This window comes from Aeromonas sp. LsrichE-8G (genome assembly GCF_022869435.1).
GTDB classification, from domain to species: domain Bacteria; phylum Pseudomonadota; class Gammaproteobacteria; order Enterobacterales; family Aeromonadaceae; genus Aeromonas; species Aeromonas caviae.
In genome coordinates this window covers 258-21074 of the sequence record NZ_JALIHH010000294.1, presented here as the reverse complement: position 1 = coordinate 21074, position 20817 = coordinate 258, and the positions used below count along the sequence as shown (strand labels likewise).

Genomic DNA, 20817 nt, shown 5'->3' with positions numbered 1-20817 from the left:
ATACATGAAAGCCAGCATCCGGGCCAAGGTGGAGCACCCATTTCGCATCATCAAGCGACAGTTCGGCTTCGTGAAAGCCAGATACAAGGGGTTGCTGAAAAACGATAACCAACTGGCGATGTTATTCACGCTGGCCAACCTGTTTCAGGCGGACCAAATGATACGTCAGTGGGAGAGATCTCACTAAAAACTGGGAATAACGCCTTAAATGGCGAAGAAACGGTCTAAATAGGCTGATTCAAGGCATTTACGGGAGAAAAGATCGGCTCAAACTGAAAAAATGAAATGACTGAGTCAGCCGAGAAGAATTTCCCCGCTTATTCGCACCTTCCCTAGGACACCCATTATTTCGATAGCAGACTTGTTTGGCAAAGTAGATGTTCCCTGTCATCCCGGAATGATTAGACCACTACACTGTCAATCCAAATAGCCCCTCCCTCGTGGGGATGCATTCCCACCTGCCACTGGCCTATAGTGGGTACCTTCACCCCCTTTGCGAGCAGCACCATGTATATCGGCGAATTTGCCCGGCTGGCGGGCACCACCCCAAAGGCGGTCCGTCTCTACGAGCAGCTCGGGCTGCTGCCCAAGCCCAGGCGGCGCGGCAAGTATCGCGTCTACCGGGCCGAGGATCTGGAGTGGGTCGGCTTTATCCGCGAGGCCCAGCGGCTTGGCTGCAAGCTCGGGGAGCTGGTTCCCCTGCTCGCGGGCGTCACCAGCCTCGATCACTTCCCCTGGCAGAAGGTGGAGCAGCTTATCGCGGACAAGCTGGCGCAGATCGAGGCGGAGGTCGCCCGGCTGCAACGCCAGCATCAGGGCTTGAGCCAGTGCGCCACGCTGCTGGCGCAGCACCCCTGCCGCTATGGCGCCCCGGCGCGGCAATCCCCCGACGGGCGGGATCATCCCGCCGCCGCGGATCGGGGGCAAAAGGTGGCTTGACTCTGTCCCATGGGACAAGGGGTGTAATGGGGGCTCACTTCAAGGAGCCATACCATGACCCCCAACCTGCTTGTTCTCAACGGCAACCCCAAACCCGACAGCCTCTGCCACGCCCTCGCCCGGGAGTATGCCCGCAGCGCCGAGCAAAGGGGCGCGCGCGTCACCCTGCATCACGTGGGGGAGCTCGCCTTCGCGCCGGATCTTCACCATGGCTATGACGAGGTGCAGCCCCTCGAGTCCGATCTGCAGGCGGTGCAGCAGAGCCTGACGCAAGCCCACCATCTGGTGATCGTCGCCCCCGTCTGGTGGGGCCACCTGCCAGCCCGGCTCAAGGGGCTGCTGGATCGCACCCTGCTGCCGGGTTTCGCCTTTCGCTACCAGCCGGGGAAGGCCCACCCGGAGCAATTGCTCGCCGGCAAGACGGCGCGCCTGCTGCTCACCATGGACAGCCCCCCCTGGTATTACCGCTGGTGGCAGGGTGCCCCCCTGGAGCGCACCCTGGACAAGCCGGTGCTGGGGCTGTGCGGCATCCGGCTGACCCACCGCCAGCATCTGGGGCCCGTCCACACCTCGGATGAGGGGGCCCGCCAGCGCTGGCTCAGCCAGGCCGGAGCCGCCGCCCGCCAGGATGTGCGGCGGCTGGGCAGGCGTCCCGCCTAATCCCTGCCATGGGCATGTTTTGCCCATTAAAAAGCCCCGCAGTTGCGGGGCTTTTGTCGTCGAGGCGGGGGTTATTTTGCCGCGATGGCGTCTGCCATGGGGCTCTGGAACTCCTGCTCGGCTTCTGCGAAGCGATCCTGCATGGCCTTGGAGGGAGCCTTGTCCAGCAGGCTGAACAGCACGATGGCCAGGGTGGCAAACAGGAAGCCCGGGATGATTTCGTACAGACCCAGCCAGCCGAACTGCTTCCAGATGATGACGGTCAGGGCACCGACCAGCATGCCCGCCAGGGCGCCGTTGCGGGTCATGCGGGACCAGAGCACGGAGAGCAGCACCACGGGGCCGAAGGCGGCACCGAAACCGGCCCAGGCGTAGCTCACCAGCCCCAGCACCCGGTTTTCCGGGTTGGTGGCGACGGCGATGGCCACCAGGGCGATCAGCAGCACCATGGCGCGGCCGACCCACACCAGCTCTTTCTGGGAGGCGTTCTTGCGCAGGAAGGGCTTGTAGAGATCCTCGGTGATGGCGCTGGAGCAGACCAGCAGCTGGCAACTGAGGGTACTCATCACCGCCGCCAGGATGGCGGAGAGCAGCACGCCGGCAATCCAGGGGTTGAACAGGATCTTGGAGAGCTCGATGAAGACGCGCTCCGGGTTGGTGGTCACGCCGCCCGCCTGCTCGGTGAAGGTGGAGAAGTAGGCCAGGCCGAAGAAACCGATGGCCACGGCGCCGCCCAGGCAGAGCACCATCCAGGTCATGCTGATGCGACGGGCGCTGGCCATGGAGTGGTGGGAGTCCGCCGCCATGAAGCGCGCCAGGATGTGGGGCTGACCGAAGTAGCCCAGGCCCCAGGCCATCAGGGAGATGATGGCGATGAAGTCCAGGTTCTTGAACATGTCGAGGTTGCTGGCGTTCTGCGCCGCCACCTGCACCATGGCGGTGTCGATGCCGCCCACGGCGATGATGACGAACACCGGGGTCAGGATGAGGGCGAAGATCATCAGGGTCGCCTGCACGGTGTCGGTCCAGCTTACCGCGAGGAAGCCGCCGAAGAAGGTGTAGGTGATGGTGGCCGCGGCACCGATCCAGAGGGCGGTGTCATAGCTCATGCCGAAGGTGCTCTCGAACAGGCGGGCACCGGCCACCACGCCGGAGGCGCAGTAGATGGTGAAGAACAGCAGGATCACCAGGGCGGAGAGGATGCGCAGCACCCGGCTCTTGTCTTCGAAGCGGTAGGTGAAGTAGTCCGGCAGGGTCAGAGCGTTGCGGTTCTTCTCGGTGTGAACCCGCAGCCGACCGGCCACCCAGCGCCAGTTGAAGTAGGCGCCGATGATGAGGCCGATGGCGATCCAGCTCTCGGAGATGCCGCCGATGAAGACGGCGCCGGGCAGGCCCATCAGGAGCCAGCCACTCATGTCGGAGGCGCCGGCGGAGAGGGCGGTCACCCAGCTCCCCATCCGGCGGCCGCCGAGAATGTAGTCGTCAAAGTTACGGGTGGCGCGATAGGCGATGAAGCCGATCAATACCATCCCGAGGATGTACACCAGAAAGGTGATGAGCATGGGGGTGCTAGCTGTCATTCAAAACTCCGTTATGTGACGTCTGCGCCCGTTCTTGCGACGGACTCTTCCTTAAAAAAACCGGCCTAGAGTAATCAGCAGATCGCCGGACCACAACCACTTTTAACAAATAAAAAACACATGTAAAACGTTTAACACCTAACCAAGCAACCACTCAATTGCAATAAGGCCGGATTTTATCCCGATCTGCCAAGGGTTTACCCTGATGATCCCCTCCCCCGCGCCATAAAAAAGCCCCGACAGTGGCCGGGGCTCGGAATACCGACGGGCGGGATCAGCGGTTGATGGCGATGGGCATGCCGCTGCGCTGCTCCAGGGCCTGCTTGACCAGCTGGGAGTCGCTGTCCGCGTGGGCGATGAAGCGGGTCACGGCGGTGGACATGGGCAGCGGGGCCGGCAGGCTGGAGTTGAACTCCTCCTGGTTGCGGGAGAGGGGCTGGTGCACTTCCAGGTAGCGGCGGCCATCCGGCTCGACAGAGGCCTTGATGGGCTGGTTCACGAACTGGACGCGGGTACCGACCGGGACCTGCTTGAACAGGTACTCGATGTCGTCGTTGCGCAGACGCACGCAGCCATGGCTCACCCGCAGGCCGATGCCGAACTGGGCGTTGGTGCCGTGGATGGCGTACATCTTGCCGATGTAGAGCGCGAACAGCCCCATGGGGTTGTCCGGACCGGCCGGCCAGACCGCAGGCAGGGTCTCGCCACGGGCGGCGTACTCGGCGTGCATCTTCGCGGTCGGGGTCCAGGTCGGGCCCGCCTTCTTGCGCTGCACGCTGGTCACCCAGTCTTCCGGGGTGTCGGTGCCGAGCTGGCCGATGCCAATCGGCAGCACTTCCACCACCTTCTTGCCTTTGGGGTAGTAGTAGAGGCGCATCTCGGCGACGTTCAGCACGATGCCTTCACGGGGGGCATCCGGCAGGATCAGCTGGTGCGGCACGACCAGCTTCTCGCCCGCCTGCAGCAACAGGGGGTCTGCCTTGGGGTTGGCTTCCAGCATGTTGGTCAAGCCGAGCTGGAATCTGGCCGCTGCCGCTTCCAGGGGTTGGCCCGCCTCTTCCGGGGACACCACGTAGTCCAGGTTCTCCCCCACCAGGCGGCTGTTGGCTGCGGGCAGGGCATATTCGATGGCGAGGGCGGGCATGGCGGCCAGGATCAGGGAGCAGCACAGTGCGGCCGCCGTGTTGTGGAGGAGCTTCATAACTTTCCTGTGATAAAGGGGGTGGTTCAGCACTCTGGCCAGCGCGGAGGCGACGGGCGCGCCCGGGGCGAAGAGAAGGCCGCCATTTTTCTCCTCTGCCATGCAAATTTCAACCGCCACGTGCTGACGGGTCGGTGATTAAATACGGTGCCGCGCTGCGCCGCGGCACCTTGCCATAAGCGGGATCAGCCGTTTTTCCAACTGTGCATGTCATAACCGGTTGGCGACTGATGCAAACGCAGATGGAATTGCTCAATTATCGCAAATATGTGGTCGAAAATATCAGCCTGTATCCCTTCATACTCGGCCCAGGCGGTGGTCGCCGTGAAGCAGTAGATCTCCAGCGGCAGGCCGTCCGTGGTCGGTGCCAACTGGCGCACCATCAGGGTCATGTCCTTGCGAATGCCCGCATGGGCCCGCAGGTAGGCGTCCAGATAGGCGCGCAGGGTGCCGAGGTTGGTGAGGTGGCGACCATTGATGGGGCAGCTGATGGCATCGCTGAGCTGCTGGTTGTAGCTGCTGAGCTCCTGCTCCTTGCGGCTGAGGTAGGGTGCCAGCAACCTGGCCTGCTTGAGCTGCAACTGCTCCTGCGAGGTGAGGAAGCGCACGCTGGTCATGTCGATGTTGACGCTGCGCTTGATGCGGCGCCCGCCGGATTCGGTCATCCCCTGCCAGTTCTTGAAGGAGTCGGAGATGAGGGCATAGGTGGGGATGGTGGTGATGGTCTTGTCCCAGTTCGACACCTTGACCGTGGTGAGGCCGATGTCGGTCACCTCGCCGTCCGCCCCGTACTTGTCCATCTGCAGCCAGTCACCGACGCTCAGCATGCGGTTGGCGGAGAGCTGGATACCCGCCACCAGGCCGAGGATGGGGTCCTTGAACACCAGCATCAGGACCGCGGTCATGGCCCCCAGGCCGCTGAACAGGAAGAGGGGCGACTTGCCGAGCAGCAGGGCGATCATCAGGATGCCCACCAGGATGCTGGCCACCAGTTTCACCCCCTGGAAGATGCCGCGCAGGGGCAGATCCCGCCCAAGCCGGGTATGGCGGCTCAGGGAGAGCAGGCAGTCGAGCAGGGCGAACAGGGCCAGCAGCAGGAACAGCAGGATCCAGAGCTGGGCCAGCAACTCGATAAGCGCCAGGCTCTCGGACGCTTTGGGCAGCCAGATCTCCGCCTGACCGAGCAGCACGGCGCCCTGGAACACGAAGGCGAGCCGGTAGAAGAGGCGTTGCTGCAACTGGGGCGGCAGCCACATCTGCTTGGTCTTGCCAAGCAGCCCCCCCAGGCGCACCAGCAGGATGCGGTGCAGCACCAGGTGCAGCACCATGGCGGTCAGCACGATGAACCCCAGGGCGATCACCAGGGCCATCATGGGGGTCACATCGACCCCCAGGCCTGACAACCAGTTGAAAAACATCTCTTTCATCGTTACCTCCGCAATATCACACAGCGGTCAGGGTACGCATCTGGTCCCCCATGTCAAATGACAGGCCGATCACTATTGCCGAAACGACAACGCCCGGCAGGAGCCGGGCGTTGTCATCACCAGAGGGTGCCTTAGCCGACCAGGCTCAGGGCATCACGGGCGATCACCAGCTCTTCGTTGGTGGGCATCACCAGTGCCAGACGGCTGCCTTCGACGGTGATGGGGCCTTCACCGCCCAGCACGGCGGCGTTGTTGGCCTCCTTGTCGATCTTGAAGCCGAGCAGGGCCAGTCTGGCCAGCACCATCTCGCGCACCATGGCGGCGTTCTCGCCGATGCCGCCGGTGAACACCAGGGCGTCCAGGCGACCATCCATGGCGGCAGCATAGGCACCGACGTACTTGGCAACGCGATAGGTGAAGACATCCAGCGCGCGCTTGGCACCGGCGTCGGTGGCGTAGTTGCCGGTGACGTAGCGGCAGTCGCTGCTCTCCTCGGTCATGCCCAGCAGGCCGGATTCGCGGGTCAGCACCTGGTTGATCTTGTCCACGCTGTAACCCAGGTTGTCGTGCATGAAGAAGACGATGGCAGGGTCGATGTCACCGGAGCGAGTGCCCATCGCCAGCCCTTCCAGCGGGGTCAGCCCCATGGAGGTGTCGACGGACTCGCCGTTCTTGATGGCGCAGACGGAGGCACCGTTGCCCAGGTGGCAGTTGATGATGTTGAGCTCATGGAGCGGTTTGCCCAGCGCCTTGGCGGTCTCTTCGGCGATGAAGCGGTGGGAGGTGCCGTGGGCGCCGTAACGACGGATGCCGTTCTCGCGATAGAGCTTGTAGGGCAGCGCGTAGAGGTAGGCTTCCTCTGGCAGGGTCTGGTGGAAGGCGGTGTCGAACACGGCCACGTTCTTGTCGGCCAGGGCCGGGAACACCTTGAGGGCGGCACGGATGCCGATGAGGTGCGCCGGGTTGTGCAGGGGGGCGAACGGAATAGCGGCTTCGATGCCGGCAATCACGCCGTCATCGATGCGAACGGAACGGGAGAACTGCTCGCCGCCGTGCACGATGCGATGGCCGATGGCGACCAGCTGATCGGCCAGGGCGGGATCCTGGGGCAGGATGTGGCCCACGATGTGGTCGAGGGCTTCCTGGTGCGCAGCACCGGCGCCCAGCATGGCGTCGCCCTTGACCCCGTGGAGTTTCCATTTGATACGTGCGTCATCCAGATTGAAGCATTCGGCCAGGCCGGACAGCATGTCCTCGCCCGTTTCAGCGTCCATTACGGCAAATTTCAGGGAAGAGCTACCGCAGTTAAGGATCAATACCAACTTGCTCATGTTCTACATCTTCCTGTGCTTCGGCTTTACGCCGACAGTGTCGTGTCATCCAGCGATGGATGGGATTCCCCTGCCGGGGGCTTATGGTCGCAGGAGGGTGCGTCCAATTTTTCAAATCGTTGGGCGCAGACCGTTCGTCTGGCGCGCGCGTCGAATCAGCGATTCGCAACGGGCCTTTGTTGGCCCAATCACTCGGGACTTCAGGCCCCGGTTGCCACTCAGGCGCCGGTCAGCAGCGACTGGTGAACCTTGACGACCAGCTTCTTGACCGGACCTGGGGTCGTCAGGGTACAGAGGGGGCGATGCAGTTCTCCCGGCCAGAAGATGGCGAAGTCGCCGGGCTGCAACGCCAGATAACTGGTCTGCTCATCATCGACGAACCAGAGATCGGGGTGAGGATGGTCGGCACCGTCCCGGCTGTAGGCGTGAGGGCCCACGCCGATCCACTCCTCGCCGCGCAGCAGCAGCTGGATGTCCAGATACTGCTCATGAAACTCGCCCCGGCGATCCGCCACCGGCTCTGTCAGATCCTCGCTCACCAGGCAGAACAGCGTGAGGCCGTCGACCTCCTGCTTGCCGAGGGGGGCGTGCAGCCAGCGTTCGACGCTTTGCACCACCTCGGCCACGATACGGTTCAGGGGGGCGGGCAAGGGGGTGCGTTGCAAGGTATCCAGACTGCCGGTGATCATGAGGTTCGCATCCTTAGGTATATCTGTGGTCTATCTTTGTGCACCAATGAAAAAGGACCATTGAAGGTCCTTTTATCGTCTCGTCTGCCATCCGTGCAGACGGGGGCGCTGTCGCTTCCAAGCCGATGGCGCCGAGTCACTGTTGCATACTCGTCCGCCCCTGCCAAGAGATACTCGCCCATTCACCCGATGATCGTACCAGTTGAAACAATATTATTCACTACCCAATCTCCCCCGACTTTGACCAGACGCAAAAACGGGAGCATCTGCTCCCGTTTTTTTCCATCACCCGCTCAAAAGCGGTGCCATTCAAACCTTGCCGGCGTTTTCCACCGGCTTGGCGTACATGGCGCGCCAGATGGCCTTGTGCTCTTGTGGCACCTCGGACTGGCGAGTCAGGAAGGCGCTCTGCTCTATGGTGCTGGCCTTGCCGGGCACATCCGCCGCGAGGTAGTTGCCCGGGAAGAGGCGATAGCTGCTCCAGATCGCCTTGTCGATGAGCGCCGCCAGCTCGTCCGGATCGCTGAAGCCCTCGGTGATGGGGGCGCCGAAGGAGACGTGTACCCGCCCCTTCTGGCCGACGATGCCCGCGACGATACTCTCGATGTCCTCGAACTCGCCCTTCTCGTAGCTGCCGTTGACCGACTTCTCGTAGAGCTCGCGCGCCTTGGCCTTGTCGGTGGGATCCAGCTCGTAGCTGATGCTCACCGGCACGATGTTGAGGCTGCGCATGTAGTCGACGAACTCGATCTTCTGCTTCTTGCCGTCCACGTAGAACATCTTGAGGATGGCCGGATCCGTCTTGTCATCCCCGTCCTTGGCGCGCCCCTCCTTCTGGGCGATCCAGATGGAGTGCCCCTCATGCACCGACTGGCCGATGTAGGCCGACAGCTCGCCGAGGGCCTTCATCATCTCCCGCGGCCCCTTGGCGGAGCGCTTGACGATGAAGCTCTTGTTGAGCTTCATCAGCTCGGTGGCGCAGGGCTTGCGCAGCAGGTTGTCGCCGATGGCGATGCGCACGGTATCGAACCCGTGGGTGTGCAGCCCCCAGTTGACGAACGCCGGATCCATGGCGATGTCCCTGTGGTTGGAGACGAACAGGTAGCCCTGCTCCTTCTTGAGGTGTTCGAGCCCGGAGAAGCTCACTCCCTGGGTGGAGGTGGCGATCATCCGGGTCATGTAGCGGGTCACCCCCATCTGTACCTGATGGATGGTGCTGACCTTGGCCCACTTGTGGCGCAGGAACTGGCGGATCAGCGGGCGAATGGCCCAACCCAGCCAGCTCATCAGGGAACCGAAGCGGTATTTGGCGATGGCGCCGATAAACTCGTCATCCTGGATCAGCCGCTCGATGGCAGCCGGTACTTCTTCATCGCGATAGGGGCGAATGTCCGCGAATCTATCTACTTCTGTCACAATGTCTGCCTTGCATGTATGGAGTCGCGGCCTGCGTCTGCCGGCCGGGAAAATTCAGGGCGCAATTTTACACGCTTTTATCCCCAGGGGTATGAGAGGCGTACAGATAGTGCGATCTTGCAGTGAAAAAGCGATGGCGGTCACCCGCCAGCCCCCCTTTCGACAACGGCTCTGCTAGCCAGCGGGATTGATGAGCGCGGTGAGGACGTGGTCCTCCCAGCGGCCGTTGATCATCAGATAGTCCCGAGCGTATCCCTCCTGCTCGAACCCCAGCCGTTCGAGGAGCGCGCCGCTTCGCAGGTTCGCGGGCATGTAGCTGGCCATGATGCGATGCAGGCCCCGCTCCCGGAACAGGTGATCGATGCCAGCGGCCACCACCTCCTGCATCAGGCCCTGCCCCTCGTGCTCCTTGTCGATGGCATAGCCCAGGTGGCACGCCTTGAACATGCCCATCACAATGTTCGTGAAATTGCAGGTGGCGAGCACCCGCTCCCCCCTGGGATCGAGCGCCACCAGTTGCACGGCACTGCCCTCGAAATAGTGGCCGTAACCGTCGCGCAAGCGGGTCTGCCAGTGAGCCAGGGTGTAGAAGCTCTCCTCCCGCCTGGGCTCCCAGGGGGACAGGTGGGCGCGATTGCGCAGATAGAAATCCACCATCAGGCAGGCCCGCTCCGGGGTCAGCACGGTCAGCCGGGTACGGGGGGTGGCAATGTGGGGCAGCGTCGTCATCTCACCCTCAGGAGGTTGGAAGCGGACAGGAAGGTCATCAGAGATCCCTCAGCCTCAGCCACTCGTCCCGCAGCAGGCCGTAGTGCACATGATCCACCACCCTGTCCGCCAGCCGCTCCGCCCGCCGGGTGATCCCCTCCTGGGTCATTCCCAGCCGCTCGCACACGGCCCGGCTCGCCTCGTTCTCGAGGGCGGCGCTGATCTCTACCTTCTCCATCCCCATCTCCTCGAAGGCGTGATGGATCAAGGCCTGGCAGGCCCGGGTGATGATGCCGTGCCCCTGCCAGCGCTCCGCCAGCCAGTAGCCGATGGTCACCTTGCCGAGATCCTGATCGATCTGGTTGTAACCGATGACGCCGACCACCTCCCCCTGATACTCGATGGCCGTGGTCAGCCCCTCCCCCCGGGCAAACTTCTCGATGGCGTGGCGAATGAAGGCGGCGCTGTCGGCGGGCTGCTGGATGTGGGGCACCCAGGGCAGCCACTGGGAGAGGTAATCGCGGTTGCGCTGACAGAGGCGAAACAGCTCGCTGGCCATGTCGGGTTGCAGGAACAGGAGCGCCAGCTCGTCATCCAGTTGCCATGAAAACATCGCCACTCCTCCCCGGTTCCACTCCGGCCATCTGCCGTCATGGGAGCCAATGTAGTCAATCAATCCCTTGTTTGCCAAGGACTTTTCAACCGGCTTCCCCGCTGGCAACCCCCATATGGCGATCCCCATGCGGGCACCTTGCCCCCAGGCCATCAATCACCCCTCGCAGCGGTTCAACATGCTGCCATTACCAGTATTTGTGGATGATTGGCGCTGTAAAAGTGAATCGTGCTACCTGTTTTCGCTGCCCTGTGACAAATGACAGGCCGTTATTTTCCCCCTTCCCACTAGTGTAAGAGCGCCGGGCAACGGACCCGGCGTGTAATCTTCATCGACTAAGGAAAGACGAGATGAACAAAGTCTATTTGGCCGTCATGCTGGCCTGCTGGGGAAGCGCCGCCATGGCGGCAGAACAGGTGGAAGTGAACCAGGTCTCCGACCTGGCCGGTGCGGTGAGTGGCGCCGCCAAGATTGGCGCCCTTGGCGCCGGGGATGGCGAGTTTCGCAAGGTGCGGGCGGTGACGCTGCCCAATGGCCAGCAGCGGATACGCTATGAGCAGACCTGGCAGGGGATTCCGGTGTGGGGCCAGGTTCTGGTGGCCGATCAGGCGCTGGGGGGCCAGGTCAATCAGGTGTCCGGCACCATGCTGCGCAAGATCGATGCCGACCTGACGGGCCCGGCCGTTGCCCTCTCCGCCAGCAACGCCGCACGCCAGGCTCGCAGCGGTGCCAAGGGGAGCAACGAACAGGTCAAGCTGTTCGTGATGCAGGATGAGACCGGCCAGGCCAGACTGGTCTATCTGGTCTCCTGGCTCGCCGCCAGCAAGGAACCGAGCCGCCCCTTCGTGATGATCGACGCCCAGACCGGCAGCGAGCTCAAACGCTGGGAGGGGATCAACCACAAGGACGCTACCGGCCCGGGGGGCAACGTCAAGACCGGCAAGTATTTCTACGGCGCCGACTTTGGCCCCCTGCAGGTGGATGACAACTGCCGCATGACGGGGACCAACGTGGACACCCTCAACATGAATCACGGCACCACGGGGGGCACCATCCACCAGTTCACCTGCCCGGAGAACACGGTCAAGGAGATCAACGGTGCCTATTCCCCTCTCAACGATGCCCACTACTTCGGCAACGTGGTGTTCGACATGTACCGCAACTGGTACAACACGGCGCCGCTGAGCTTCAAGCTCAAGATGCGGGTGCACTACAGCCGCAACTACGAGAACGCCTTCTGGGACGGCAGCCAGATGACCTTCGGCGACGGGGCCACCACCTTCTATCCGCTGGTGAGCCTGGATGTGGCGGCCCACGAGGTGAGCCATGGCTTCACCGAGCAGAACTCAGGACTGGTCTACTCCGGTCAGTCTGGCGGCATCAACGAGGCCTTCTCCGACATGGCGGGGGAAGCGGCCGAATACTACATGAAGGGCAGCAACGACTGGCTGGTGGGGGCCCAGATCTTCAAGGGCAACGGCTCCTTGCGCTACTTCGAGGACCCGGCCCGGGACGGCAAGTCCATCGGCCACGCCAGCGATTACTATGACGGCATCGACGTGCACCACAGCTCCGGGGTCTACAACCGCGCCTTCTACCTGCTGGCCAACACCAGCGGCTGGCAAACCCGCAAGGCGTTCGAGGTGTTCGTGCTGGCCAACCGCCTCTACTGGGGCCCCAACACCACCTTCGATCAGGGGGCGTGCGGGGTGACCAGGGCCGCCACGGATCTCGGCTACAGCGTGAGCGACGTGGCAGCCGCCTTCACCGCCGTCGGGGTCAATGCCACCTGCGGCGGCACCACGCCCCAACCGGACAGCGTGCTGCAAAACGGGGTACCGGTGAGCAATCTCACCGCCGCCAAGGGGGGCAAGCTGAACTTCACCGTCGAGGTGCCCGCCGGCAGAAGCCAGCTGGTGGTGACCAGCAGCGGCGGCAGCGGGGATGCGGATCTCTACGTGAAATTCGGCAGCGCGCCGACCGCCAGCAGCTATGACTGCCGCCCCTACAAGAGCGGCAATGCCGAAACCTGTACCCTGAACGCCCCCAAGGCGGGGACCTGGCACGTGCAGCTGAGCGGGTTCAGCGCCTTCTCCGGCGTCACCCTCAAGGCCAGCTACTGAGTCTGAGCGGGCATCAAGGGGAATAAGCGAAGAGCGCCGGCCTGGTCCGGCGCTTTTTTATGTCCGCTTGCCCGACCAGTGCCGGGCAAGGGTACGGGCCGCCTCCAGCACCCGCTCCTTGGCGGGATTGGGGCGCTTGCCGCTGCGCCAGGCCATCATCACGTCCCAGTGATCCGGTGGCAGATCCACCACGTCCAGCTTCACCAGGCGACCGAACTCCAGATCCCGGGTGATGGCGAGCGCCGGCATCAGGGTGATGAAGCCGTGCTCCAGCGCCAGCTCCCGTGCCGCACTCGCTGGCTGGATGGCGTGCAGCGGGCTCGCCACCTGGCGCAGCAGACGCAACTGCAGGATCAGCTCGTCGCAGCCCGTCCCCCACTGCTGGGGCGCCAGCCGCTCGTTGGCAATGTCCTGCAGGGTCAGCCCCTGCCGCCCGGCCAGCGGGTGGGTGGCGCAGGCCACAGCGATGATGGGGGAACGGTAAAGCAGTTCGAGCTGGATGCCCGCGATGGCAGGGCACTTGAGAATGAAGCCCACGTCGGTCTCGCCGGTCAGCAACTCCTGCATGATGATGCCAGAGTGATCCGTGTTGCAGCGGATCTCGAAGGTCTCATCCACCAGGGCCAGCAGCAGGGGGCCGAACACCGCCGTGGTCAGAGAGGGGAGGCAGGAGAGCCGGATCCGCGGCAATGCAGGCGCCCCCTGCATCGCCAGCCGCCCCCCTTCCAGTGCGCTCAGGGCCGCAGTCGCGGCAGGCAGAAACTGCTCGCAGGCCGGGGTCGGGGTGGCCCCCCGACGATGGCGACGGAACAGGGACTGACCCAGCTCCTGCTCCAGCACGGCAATGCGCTGGCTCACCATGGGTTGTGACCAGCCGCGAATGGCGGCCACCTTGCTGAAGCTGCCACGGTTGGCCACATCCAGCAGCAGTTGCAAATCGTCGAGGGTCATAGCCATAACCAAATCCAATATGAAATATAGCCAGTTGTCGGCTACCACTATATCTGGAGCCCCACCAGAATAGCAGCATCAATCGTCATGAACCGGCTGAACGCCACCGAGCCAGGGAGTTGTCATCCCCCTTGGCTCTGTTTGGTGACGGCGCCGTTCGGGCAAGAAAGACAACAATATCAGCGAAGCAAACAGAGGTATCAGGGTCATGGTGGATCGGGCGAGGCGGTTGGGGCGGTGGTTCTTGGCATTGGATTCCCTGCTGGTGATCCTGGGCTTTTTCGTGGTGATGCCCATGATCAGCCTGCGCTTCGTCGACCAACTGGGCTGGGCCGCCGGTGTGGTCGGACTGGCACTGGGGCTGCGTCAGCTTACCCAGCAAGGGCTGGGGGTCTTTGGCGGCTCCCTCGCCGACAAGTTCGGGGCGCGCCCCCTCATCGTCTGCGGCATGCTGCTGCGGGCGCTGGGGTTTGCCAGCCTGGCCTATGCCCAGAGCGGATTGGAGCTGATCCTCTCCTGCATCATCTCGGGGCTGGGTGGCTGCCTGTTCGATCCCCCCCGCGCCGCCCTGGTGATCAAGTTCACCCGGCCACGGGAGCGGGGTCGCTACATCTCCCTGCTGATGATGCTGGAGAGCGCCGGCGCCGTGGTGGGAGCCCTGCTCGGCAGCTGGCTGCTCAACTTCGATTTTGAATACGTCTGCCTGCTGGGTGCCGGCCTCTTCGTCTGCGCCGCCCTGTGCAACCTGCTGATCCTGCCCCCCTACAAGCTTTCGGTACGTCCGACGCCGATCCGGGACGGCCTCGGCCAGGTGCTGGCGGACAAGGCCTTCTGCCGACTGGTGCTGATCTTAAGCGGCTACTACGCGCTCTGGGTGCAGGTCATGCTGATCTTCCCCATTCTGGTCAAACAGATGGCGGGCAGCACCACGGCGGTGGGCTGGATGTATACCCTGGAGACGGCCATCTCCCTGGCCCTGCTCTACCCCCTTGCCCGGTTCGGCGAGCGCCACTTCAAGCTGGAGAACCGTCTGATGGCGGGGGTGCTGCTGATGACCACGGGGATCGGGCTGGTGGCCTTTGCCACCACCTTGCCCGCCGTCTTCCTGCTGCTCGCCTGCTTCTATCTCGGCATCGTCATCGCCGAGCCGGCGCGGGAAACCCTGATGACCAAGCTGGCACAACCGGGGGCGCGGGGCAGCTACATGGGCTTCAGCCGACTGGGGCTGGCGCTCGGGGGCATGACGGGTTACGTGGGGGGCGGTGCCCTGCACGACTACGCCATGGCCCAGGGGCAACCCTGGTTGCCCTGGCTGGTACTCGGCACCGTCGGTGTCACCACCTTGCTGCTGCTGGCCAACTGCTTCCAGCGCGGCTCTCGCCTGGCAGGGGTCAACGCCTAATCCTCTGGCAATCATCCCGTCTACCCCGGGCGCCCTTCTCTTGAAGGGCGCCCTTTTTTACCTTCTTCTTGCATTGCCCTTCCCCTCGTCTGCGCCCATCCGCCCGAAAATCCCCCATAAAAAAAGCGGCAGATTGCTCTGCCGCTTTTGCCCAGCCCGCTTGGCTGTTACTTGTTGATATCCAACATGTTGTTTTGCAACATGAAGTCGATCACCTGGTTGGCAGTCGTCCCTGAACCGCCCGTCAGAGTGTCGAAGGTGTGGTTCATCAGCACTATCTCCTGGGTCACCGGCGCGGCACTGCTCTCCTTGACTTGCAGATGCACCCCTTCGCTGTCCTGGAACACCGAGAGCAGGCTCTTCAGGGAGCTCTCGCTCTTGCTACCATCGCTGTCGAGCAAGTCGCTCAGATCCAGCTTGTCCCCTTCCGACTTGCTGAAATCGACGATGTAGTCCTTGGCCACCTTGCCAGCCTCGGTATCCCCCTTCAGCCAGGTGAAGGTATCAGCACCTGCATCCCCCATGAGGATGTCGTTTCCGGCCCCCCCGATCAGGATGTCGTTGCCCAGTCCGCCGCTCAATATGTCGTTGCCGGTACCGCCATAGAGGGTGTCGTTGCCACTGCCACCATAGAGGCGATCGTTGCCGCTCTCCCCATAGAGGGTGTCGTTGCCGCTACCACCGAACAGGGTGTCGTTGCCGGCACCGCCGTACAGGAAGTCATCCCCCCCCTGACCGAACAGGATGTCATTGCCATCACCACCGAGGAGGGTGTCACCCTTGTCATTGGTCGACGACTGATCGAACTCGCTGGCGTGATCCGTGATGTAGGCGTGCACCTGGGCATCGGTCACCGACCCTGCCCCCAGCTTGCCGCTCACATACTGCTTGATGGCCGCATACCCTTCCCCGCTGATGCCGGTGAAGCGTACCGCGTCGCCAAACAGGATGTCGTCGCCGGCACCGCCATCGATCCGGTCACTGCCCGGCTTGTTGTTGACGGAGCTACCCAAGATGGTGTTGGCCAAGTCGCTAGCATTGACGCCGGTCATGATGACACCGTCAGAGTCGTAGGACTTGAGATCGTTATAGGAAATGTTATTACCCAATCCGATCGCCTCGACGGTCACCCCTTTTGCGGTCAACAGCTGGTAACCCAACAAGGCGTCGGCCCGAACCTCATCGGTGCTGTTTCGCCCATCCCCGCCCAGCAGCTGGATCTGGTTCTGGCCGTTGCTGCCCTTGACGATAACTCCCACCGTGGTCCCCGACCAACCACCCCATACTTGAGTCCACTTGATCACTTCCCCTTTACTGTTGACCACTTCGAGACCGCTATAGGCCACGGTATTGCCGAGCACATAATTGTTGAGGTTCAAAGAAGTAGCGTTGAGATAGTCGTCATTGGCAAAAGCCCTGTCGATGATCTTCACATCACGGAGCCTAGTGGTGGTGCCGAGATCATAGAAGGTCGGCTCGCCATCGGTGATGAAGTAGGCCAGGTTCTTCGCATCCACATTGCTTGTCGCCGTGCTTGCGGCAAACCAGTCCGCCGCCTTGCTGAATGCGGCCTCATAGTTGGTGCCACCGTCGGCGGACATCCCCTTGAGGGCATCAAGCAAGGTCTTTAATGCCCCGCTATCGGTCAGATTGACGCTGACACTGCCATGGGTCGTGGTATCGAAATCCACAAGGAAGATATTGACGGTACCCGCATTGTCAGTGCCCGCACTGGTCTTGAGGCTGGTAAAGACCTTCTCCAGTTGTGTGCGGATCGTCTCTATTGCGTCGTCACCGATACTACCGGAACTATCAACGATGAAGGCAATGTTGTAGTTCTGACCCGGCAGCACAACGCTGCCATCCAGATCCCCCACAACGATATTGTGCTCACTGCCATAGGTCTGGTCCTGGTTGCCCGGCTCCCCTTCGGTGGCATTGAAGTAGCTCAGACGGATACTGTCTTCGTCGCTGGCGGTGTTTGACGACTCCGAATACAACTCGCGTGTGATCGCCTCCACCTTGAGATCCACCCGACCGGCGCTGCTGCCCGGCACTCGCAGCGTCAGTCCGCTCAACTTCACATCCAGCGCGATCTCACTCCACAGACCGCTGTTGGCGGTGAGGGTAAGCTTGCCATCAACCCCGACGGTTCCCAGCAATTGGCTACCGCTGTAGAGTGCAGCACCCTTCGGCATCCCGCTCAGTACCAGGCTGTCGAGCACTTCGCTGCCATCCCGATCGCTCAGGGAGGCGCTCACCTCCAGCGGGTAGTCGACCACCACCGGCTGCACCAGGGTCAGCACGCCCGTATCCTGATTGATCTGGTAGACACCGTCGGCGAACTGGACATACTCCACGTCGTGCAGCGCCTTGGTGATACCGACCCCCTTCTCCGTGACCGAGAAGTTGAACCAGCGATCATTGATCGAGTATCCGCTGCCCTTTGTGATGGCGTAGTCGGCACGGTTGCCGGACAGTACAGCGATATCTTTATCACCAGCACCGCCATAGAGAGTATCGCCACCCAACCCAGCGACCAGAATGTCATTTCCAACGCCGCCGTCGAGGGTATCGCCCGACACTGAGTTGCCACCGACCAGCACGTCATTGCCGTTGCCACCGACGAAGTGGTCGCCGCCCCCCTTCTGGCTCACGATGTAGTCGTTGCCATCACCGCCCACCACGGAGTCCTTACTAGAAGTGCTATCGGTCAGGGTCTTGGTGATCCCGAGGGCCCCCTTGTCGAAGTTGCCGGACTGGAACTGGCCCGTGGTGATCCCCGCGCTCGGGAAGCTCAGGTTGTAAAGGGGAATACCGTTGCCCACCAGACTCAGGTTGACGGTCGGCTTGTCGGCCACCGCCGCCACGTCGATCACCAGCTTGCTGCCGTTGCTGAGGTTGGCACCGTCGCTTATCTGATAGCCGATGCTGGCATAGTCGCCCTTCATGTTGCCGACCACAGCGCCGTTGCCGTTGGCGGCATGGGTGCTCGATTCGTTCAGACCTGGCACGAAGCGCAGATGGCCTGCGTTCACCTCGGCATAGGAGATGAGGGATCCGGTTTGCACCGCAACCCACTGCCCAGCCGCATTGAGGTATTCGAGGGTACCGTTCAGCGGCAGGGTGTTGATCTGCACCCCGAGATCAGTCGCGTCCTGATCATCGCTGGCACCGAACTGGGCCCAGGTCAGGACCTGGGGCTGATCTTCGGCACCGGTGCTGTGGCCGCCAGCCGCCGTCGGCGCCCGATCGTTGTCCACTATGGTACCGGTCCCGCTCTGACCACCGATGGTCACCGAGAGGGTCTCGTTCGTCTCGACCAGGCGATCGTTTACCGTCGGGATGGTCACCGTGAAGTCTGTCACGCCCGCCGGTACCGTGATCTTGCCGGTGGTGCTGTTGTAGGTCACGCCGTTGCTGAACTGGGCATTGCCCCAGTCCTGGTAGGATGCGGGGTTGTTGCCCGATCCGCGAATGGCGAAATCGTATTCGGTCGCTTCCTGGGTCGCATCGGACAAGGTGACCTTGTGCAACAGGTTGCCCCCTTCAGTCACGCTCTCGCTGAAGACACCCTGAACCAGCGGCGTGAACAGAGGCTTGGTGGCGAAGGAACCAATGCTGGCGTCACCGTCACCATCCACCACCCGGATCTGGAAGTCGATGTCACCATCACCCAGGGGTTTGGACATGCGCTGGTACTGGAAGAACTCCCACTTGCCAGTGGCTGGGGTGAACTCCAACCTGAACACCAAAGTGCCGTCACTGGCTTCGCCATACAGGGTATTGGGTAGACCTGCTTTGCTGGAAATTGAGATCTCTTTACCAGTAGCTGTCATCAAACCCACTTCATTGGATCCCAAAAGCGCTATATGCCCCTTGCCATCAGCACCCCATTGCGGTGCAACCGTACCCGAACCATAGGCAATTGCCTGCGGCGTATCAGCCCCCAGAAACTCGATAGACTTGACGGTAAAGTCGCTGTTGTCTTTGGTATTGATGTTGCCGTTATTGGTCGCCTTGATCACCATGGTATCGAAGCCACCCTGCTGCACCTGGAAGTTCTGGTTGAACTCTCCGCCCGCTGCATCCGATCTGAATGAAAGTGTGGAAATCAATACGTTGTCTCGGTAGAACTCCACGACCCCGCTCTCCAGCTCGCCGCCAAACATCTTGCTGAACTTGATGTTGGCGCCGTAGGCAACCTTGCCCGCATCCAGCGTGACGATAAGCCGCTCGGATACGGAAGAGCCATCAGCAAAATGGCGGAAGTCAATTTCATTGGCGAGGTTGTGGTAAGGCGCAGCACCGCTAGCCACCCCCAGCCCCGAGCTGGAGCCGTTGACATCCGCCGTTACCAGTGAGGAATCGGTTGCCGACTTGAAGCCCAAGGCGCTGATGGTAAAACCCGCCATGTTCAGGGTGCTCTGGTTGTCACTGTACTTGGTCAGATCGAAGAACCCGGTCAGCACGTTCGGAATATCGGTCTTCACCACGGAAACGGCATCGCTGTTGCCAGCAATGGGGGAGTCGTCCTCCACGCTGACATCCAGCTTGCCCTTGGTGACGCCGCTGCCATCGGAGACCTCCACGTCCAGCTGGAACGACAGCTTGTCTTCCGAGGTCGTATCCCCGTGGTCGAGTGGCTCCTTAAGGGTCACATCATAAGTCCACGCTCCCTTGCCGCTGGCATTGGGTGCCGTCAGCTTGACCTCGACCACAGCCTTGTAATCGGCGCCGCCAATCGCCCCCGTGTAGCCGACCAGCGTCTTGCTGCCCGCATCCCAACTCCACTGGACCTTGGCCCCACCGGATGTCAGCCCGGCCGGTCCGTTCAGGGAGATGCTGAGCGTGCTGCTGTCGATGTCGCCCACCGAGAGGGTACCGGACGCCTTGATGGCGTTGGTGGTATCCGGGTTGCCGACCGTGTCGGCAATACCGTTTGCCAGCCCCTCTTCGGAGACGACAGCCCCGTTGGAGATGGTCAGCGTCGGCAGATCGTTGACCGCATCCACCTTGATGGTCACGGTTGCGGGACTCGCATCCACGGCGCCGTCGTTGTCTACCGCCGCATAGTTGAAGGTGGTGTTGCCGTTCCAGTTCGCATTCGGAGTGAAGGTGAGCTTGCCGGCGTCCGCCACCGCAATGCTCTGATCCACCGTCACAGCCACCCCGTTCAGATAGAGGATGCCGTTGGCAGGCAGGCTCTTGATGGTGAAACTCACCACGTTGCCATCGATGTCGCTGCCACTGAGGGTCGGAATGGCGATGCTGGCAGCATCTTCCTGACCGTTTGCCTGCTTGTTCGCCGTCTCCGGCGCTTCATTCAGGATCTGCGCGTTGTCGCTGCCCGGCAGGGAGACGTTGCCCGCCTTGTCGGTCTGAGTCGCCGTCACCGTCAACGATTTGCCGTTGGCCGGGGTCGTCTCCGTCCAGCTGATGGAGCCATTCTGATAGCCGTAGCTCTTGCCATTGCTTGCCAGCAGGGTGCCATCGGCCTTGAGCGTCAACTGGACAGTGCTGTTCACCCCGCCATTGTTGATGGTCAGCGTCACCTTGCCGCCCGCAACCAGGTCTGCGTGATTGATCCCGGCGCGTACCTGGATCTGATCATTGCCAATCTCGGCCTTGGTCAGCATCTGGTCGTTGTTGGCATCATCCACGATAACCACAGTCGGCGCACCGGTCGCGGTGGTGTCGCCCATGGTGGCGCTGTCGCTGCCCGGCAGCGAGACGTTGCCCGCCGCGTCCACGATGGTGGCGGTCACGGTCAGCTG

At 62.3% G+C, this 20817-nt stretch carries 15 protein-coding genes; 5 read left to right on the top strand and 10 right to left on the bottom strand.

Annotation, left to right across the window (positions count from 1 at the left end; translation table 11 throughout):
* The 3 genes from MUW49_RS21625 to MUW49_RS21615 form a co-directional block, all read left to right on the top strand.
* Positions 1 to 187, top strand: a 187-nt coding sequence (locus MUW49_RS21625; RefSeq protein WP_210600051.1) for a transposase, incomplete at its 5' end; no start/stop codon positions are given.
* A gap of 320 nt (positions 188 to 507) precedes the next feature.
* Entirely contained in the window at positions 508 to 939 is a 432-nt protein-coding gene (locus MUW49_RS21620; RefSeq protein WP_171865869.1) for a MerR family transcriptional regulator, read from the top strand.
* 54 nt (positions 940 to 993) lie between these two features.
* A complete protein-coding gene (locus MUW49_RS21615) occupies positions 994 to 1599 on the top strand; it encodes an NAD(P)H-dependent oxidoreductase (protein ID WP_171865868.1) in 606 nt (201 codons plus the stop codon).
* 71 nt (positions 1600 to 1670) lie between these two features.
* On the opposite strand, the gene putP is transcribed toward MUW49_RS21615, so the two are convergent.
* From putP to MUW49_RS21575, 8 genes are all read right to left on the bottom strand, one after another.
* The gene (gene putP, locus MUW49_RS21610) at positions 1671 to 3179 is read right to left on the bottom strand and encodes a sodium/proline symporter PutP (protein WP_171865867.1); all 1509 of its coding nucleotides are present in this window, start codon (positions 3177 to 3179) and stop codon (positions 1671 to 1673) included.
* A gap of 274 nt (positions 3180 to 3453) precedes the next feature.
* On the bottom strand, positions 3454 to 4380 hold the full coding sequence (locus MUW49_RS21605; RefSeq protein WP_010675523.1) for a L,D-transpeptidase family protein: 927 nt from the start codon (positions 4378 to 4380) through the stop codon (positions 3454 to 3456).
* Between the two features lie 185 nt (positions 4381 to 4565).
* Entirely contained in the window at positions 4566 to 5807 is a 1242-nt protein-coding gene (locus MUW49_RS21600) for a mechanosensitive ion channel domain-containing protein (protein WP_171865866.1), read from the bottom strand.
* Between the two features lie 131 nt (positions 5808 to 5938).
* Positions 5939 to 7138 (bottom strand): acetate kinase, encoded by a 1200-nt coding sequence (locus MUW49_RS21595; protein WP_010675525.1) that lies wholly within the window; start codon positions 7136 to 7138, stop codon positions 5939 to 5941.
* A gap of 218 nt (positions 7139 to 7356) precedes the next feature.
* The gene (locus MUW49_RS21590; RefSeq protein WP_010675526.1) at positions 7357 to 7827 is read right to left on the bottom strand and encodes a YhcH/YjgK/YiaL family protein; all 471 of its coding nucleotides are present in this window, start codon (positions 7825 to 7827) and stop codon (positions 7357 to 7359) included.
* 309 nt (positions 7828 to 8136) lie between these two features.
* Positions 8137 to 9243 carry a 1-acyl-sn-glycerol-3-phosphate acyltransferase gene (locus MUW49_RS21585; protein ID WP_010675527.1) on the bottom strand — a complete coding sequence of 369 codons (1107 nt, stop codon included), beginning with the start codon at positions 9241 to 9243 and terminating at the stop codon, positions 8137 to 8139.
* Positions 9244 to 9417: 174 nt separating this feature from the next.
* Complete coding sequence (locus tag MUW49_RS21580) at positions 9418 to 9972, bottom strand: GNAT family N-acetyltransferase (protein WP_041212415.1); 555 nt, start codon at positions 9970 to 9972, stop codon at positions 9418 to 9420.
* 37 nt (positions 9973 to 10009) lie between these two features.
* Complete coding sequence (locus MUW49_RS21575) at positions 10010 to 10564, bottom strand: GNAT family protein (RefSeq protein ID WP_171865865.1); 555 nt, start codon at positions 10562 to 10564, stop codon at positions 10010 to 10012.
* A 350-nt stretch (positions 10565 to 10914) separates the two neighbouring features.
* On the opposite strand from MUW49_RS21575, the gene MUW49_RS21570 reads away from it, so the two are divergent.
* Positions 10915 to 12687 carry a M4 family metallopeptidase gene (locus MUW49_RS21570; protein ID WP_244813229.1) on the top strand — a complete coding sequence of 591 codons (1773 nt, stop codon included), beginning with the start codon at positions 10915 to 10917 and terminating at the stop codon, positions 12685 to 12687.
* 57 nt (positions 12688 to 12744) lie between these two features.
* Here the strand turns inward: MUW49_RS21570 and MUW49_RS21565 are convergent, their stop codons facing one another.
* Positions 12745 to 13644: a LysR family transcriptional regulator gene (locus MUW49_RS21565; RefSeq protein WP_244813226.1), complete on the bottom strand. Its 900-nt coding sequence runs from the start codon at positions 13642 to 13644 to the stop codon at positions 12745 to 12747.
* 202 nt (positions 13645 to 13846) lie between these two features.
* Here MUW49_RS21565 and mdtH point away from each other — a divergent pair, with 202 nt between their 5' ends.
* A complete protein-coding gene (mdtH, locus tag MUW49_RS21560; RefSeq protein ID WP_029314794.1) occupies positions 13847 to 15040 on the top strand; it encodes a multidrug efflux MFS transporter MdtH in 1194 nt (397 codons plus the stop codon).
* Positions 15041 to 15207: 167 nt separating this feature from the next.
* Here mdtH and MUW49_RS21545 read toward each other — a convergent pair whose 3' ends face one another.
* On the bottom strand, positions 15208 to 20808 hold the full coding sequence (locus tag MUW49_RS21545) for a type I secretion C-terminal target domain-containing protein (RefSeq protein WP_348521191.1): 5601 nt from the start codon (positions 20806 to 20808) through the stop codon (positions 15208 to 15210).
* Positions 20809 to 20817: the final 9 nt, after the last annotated feature.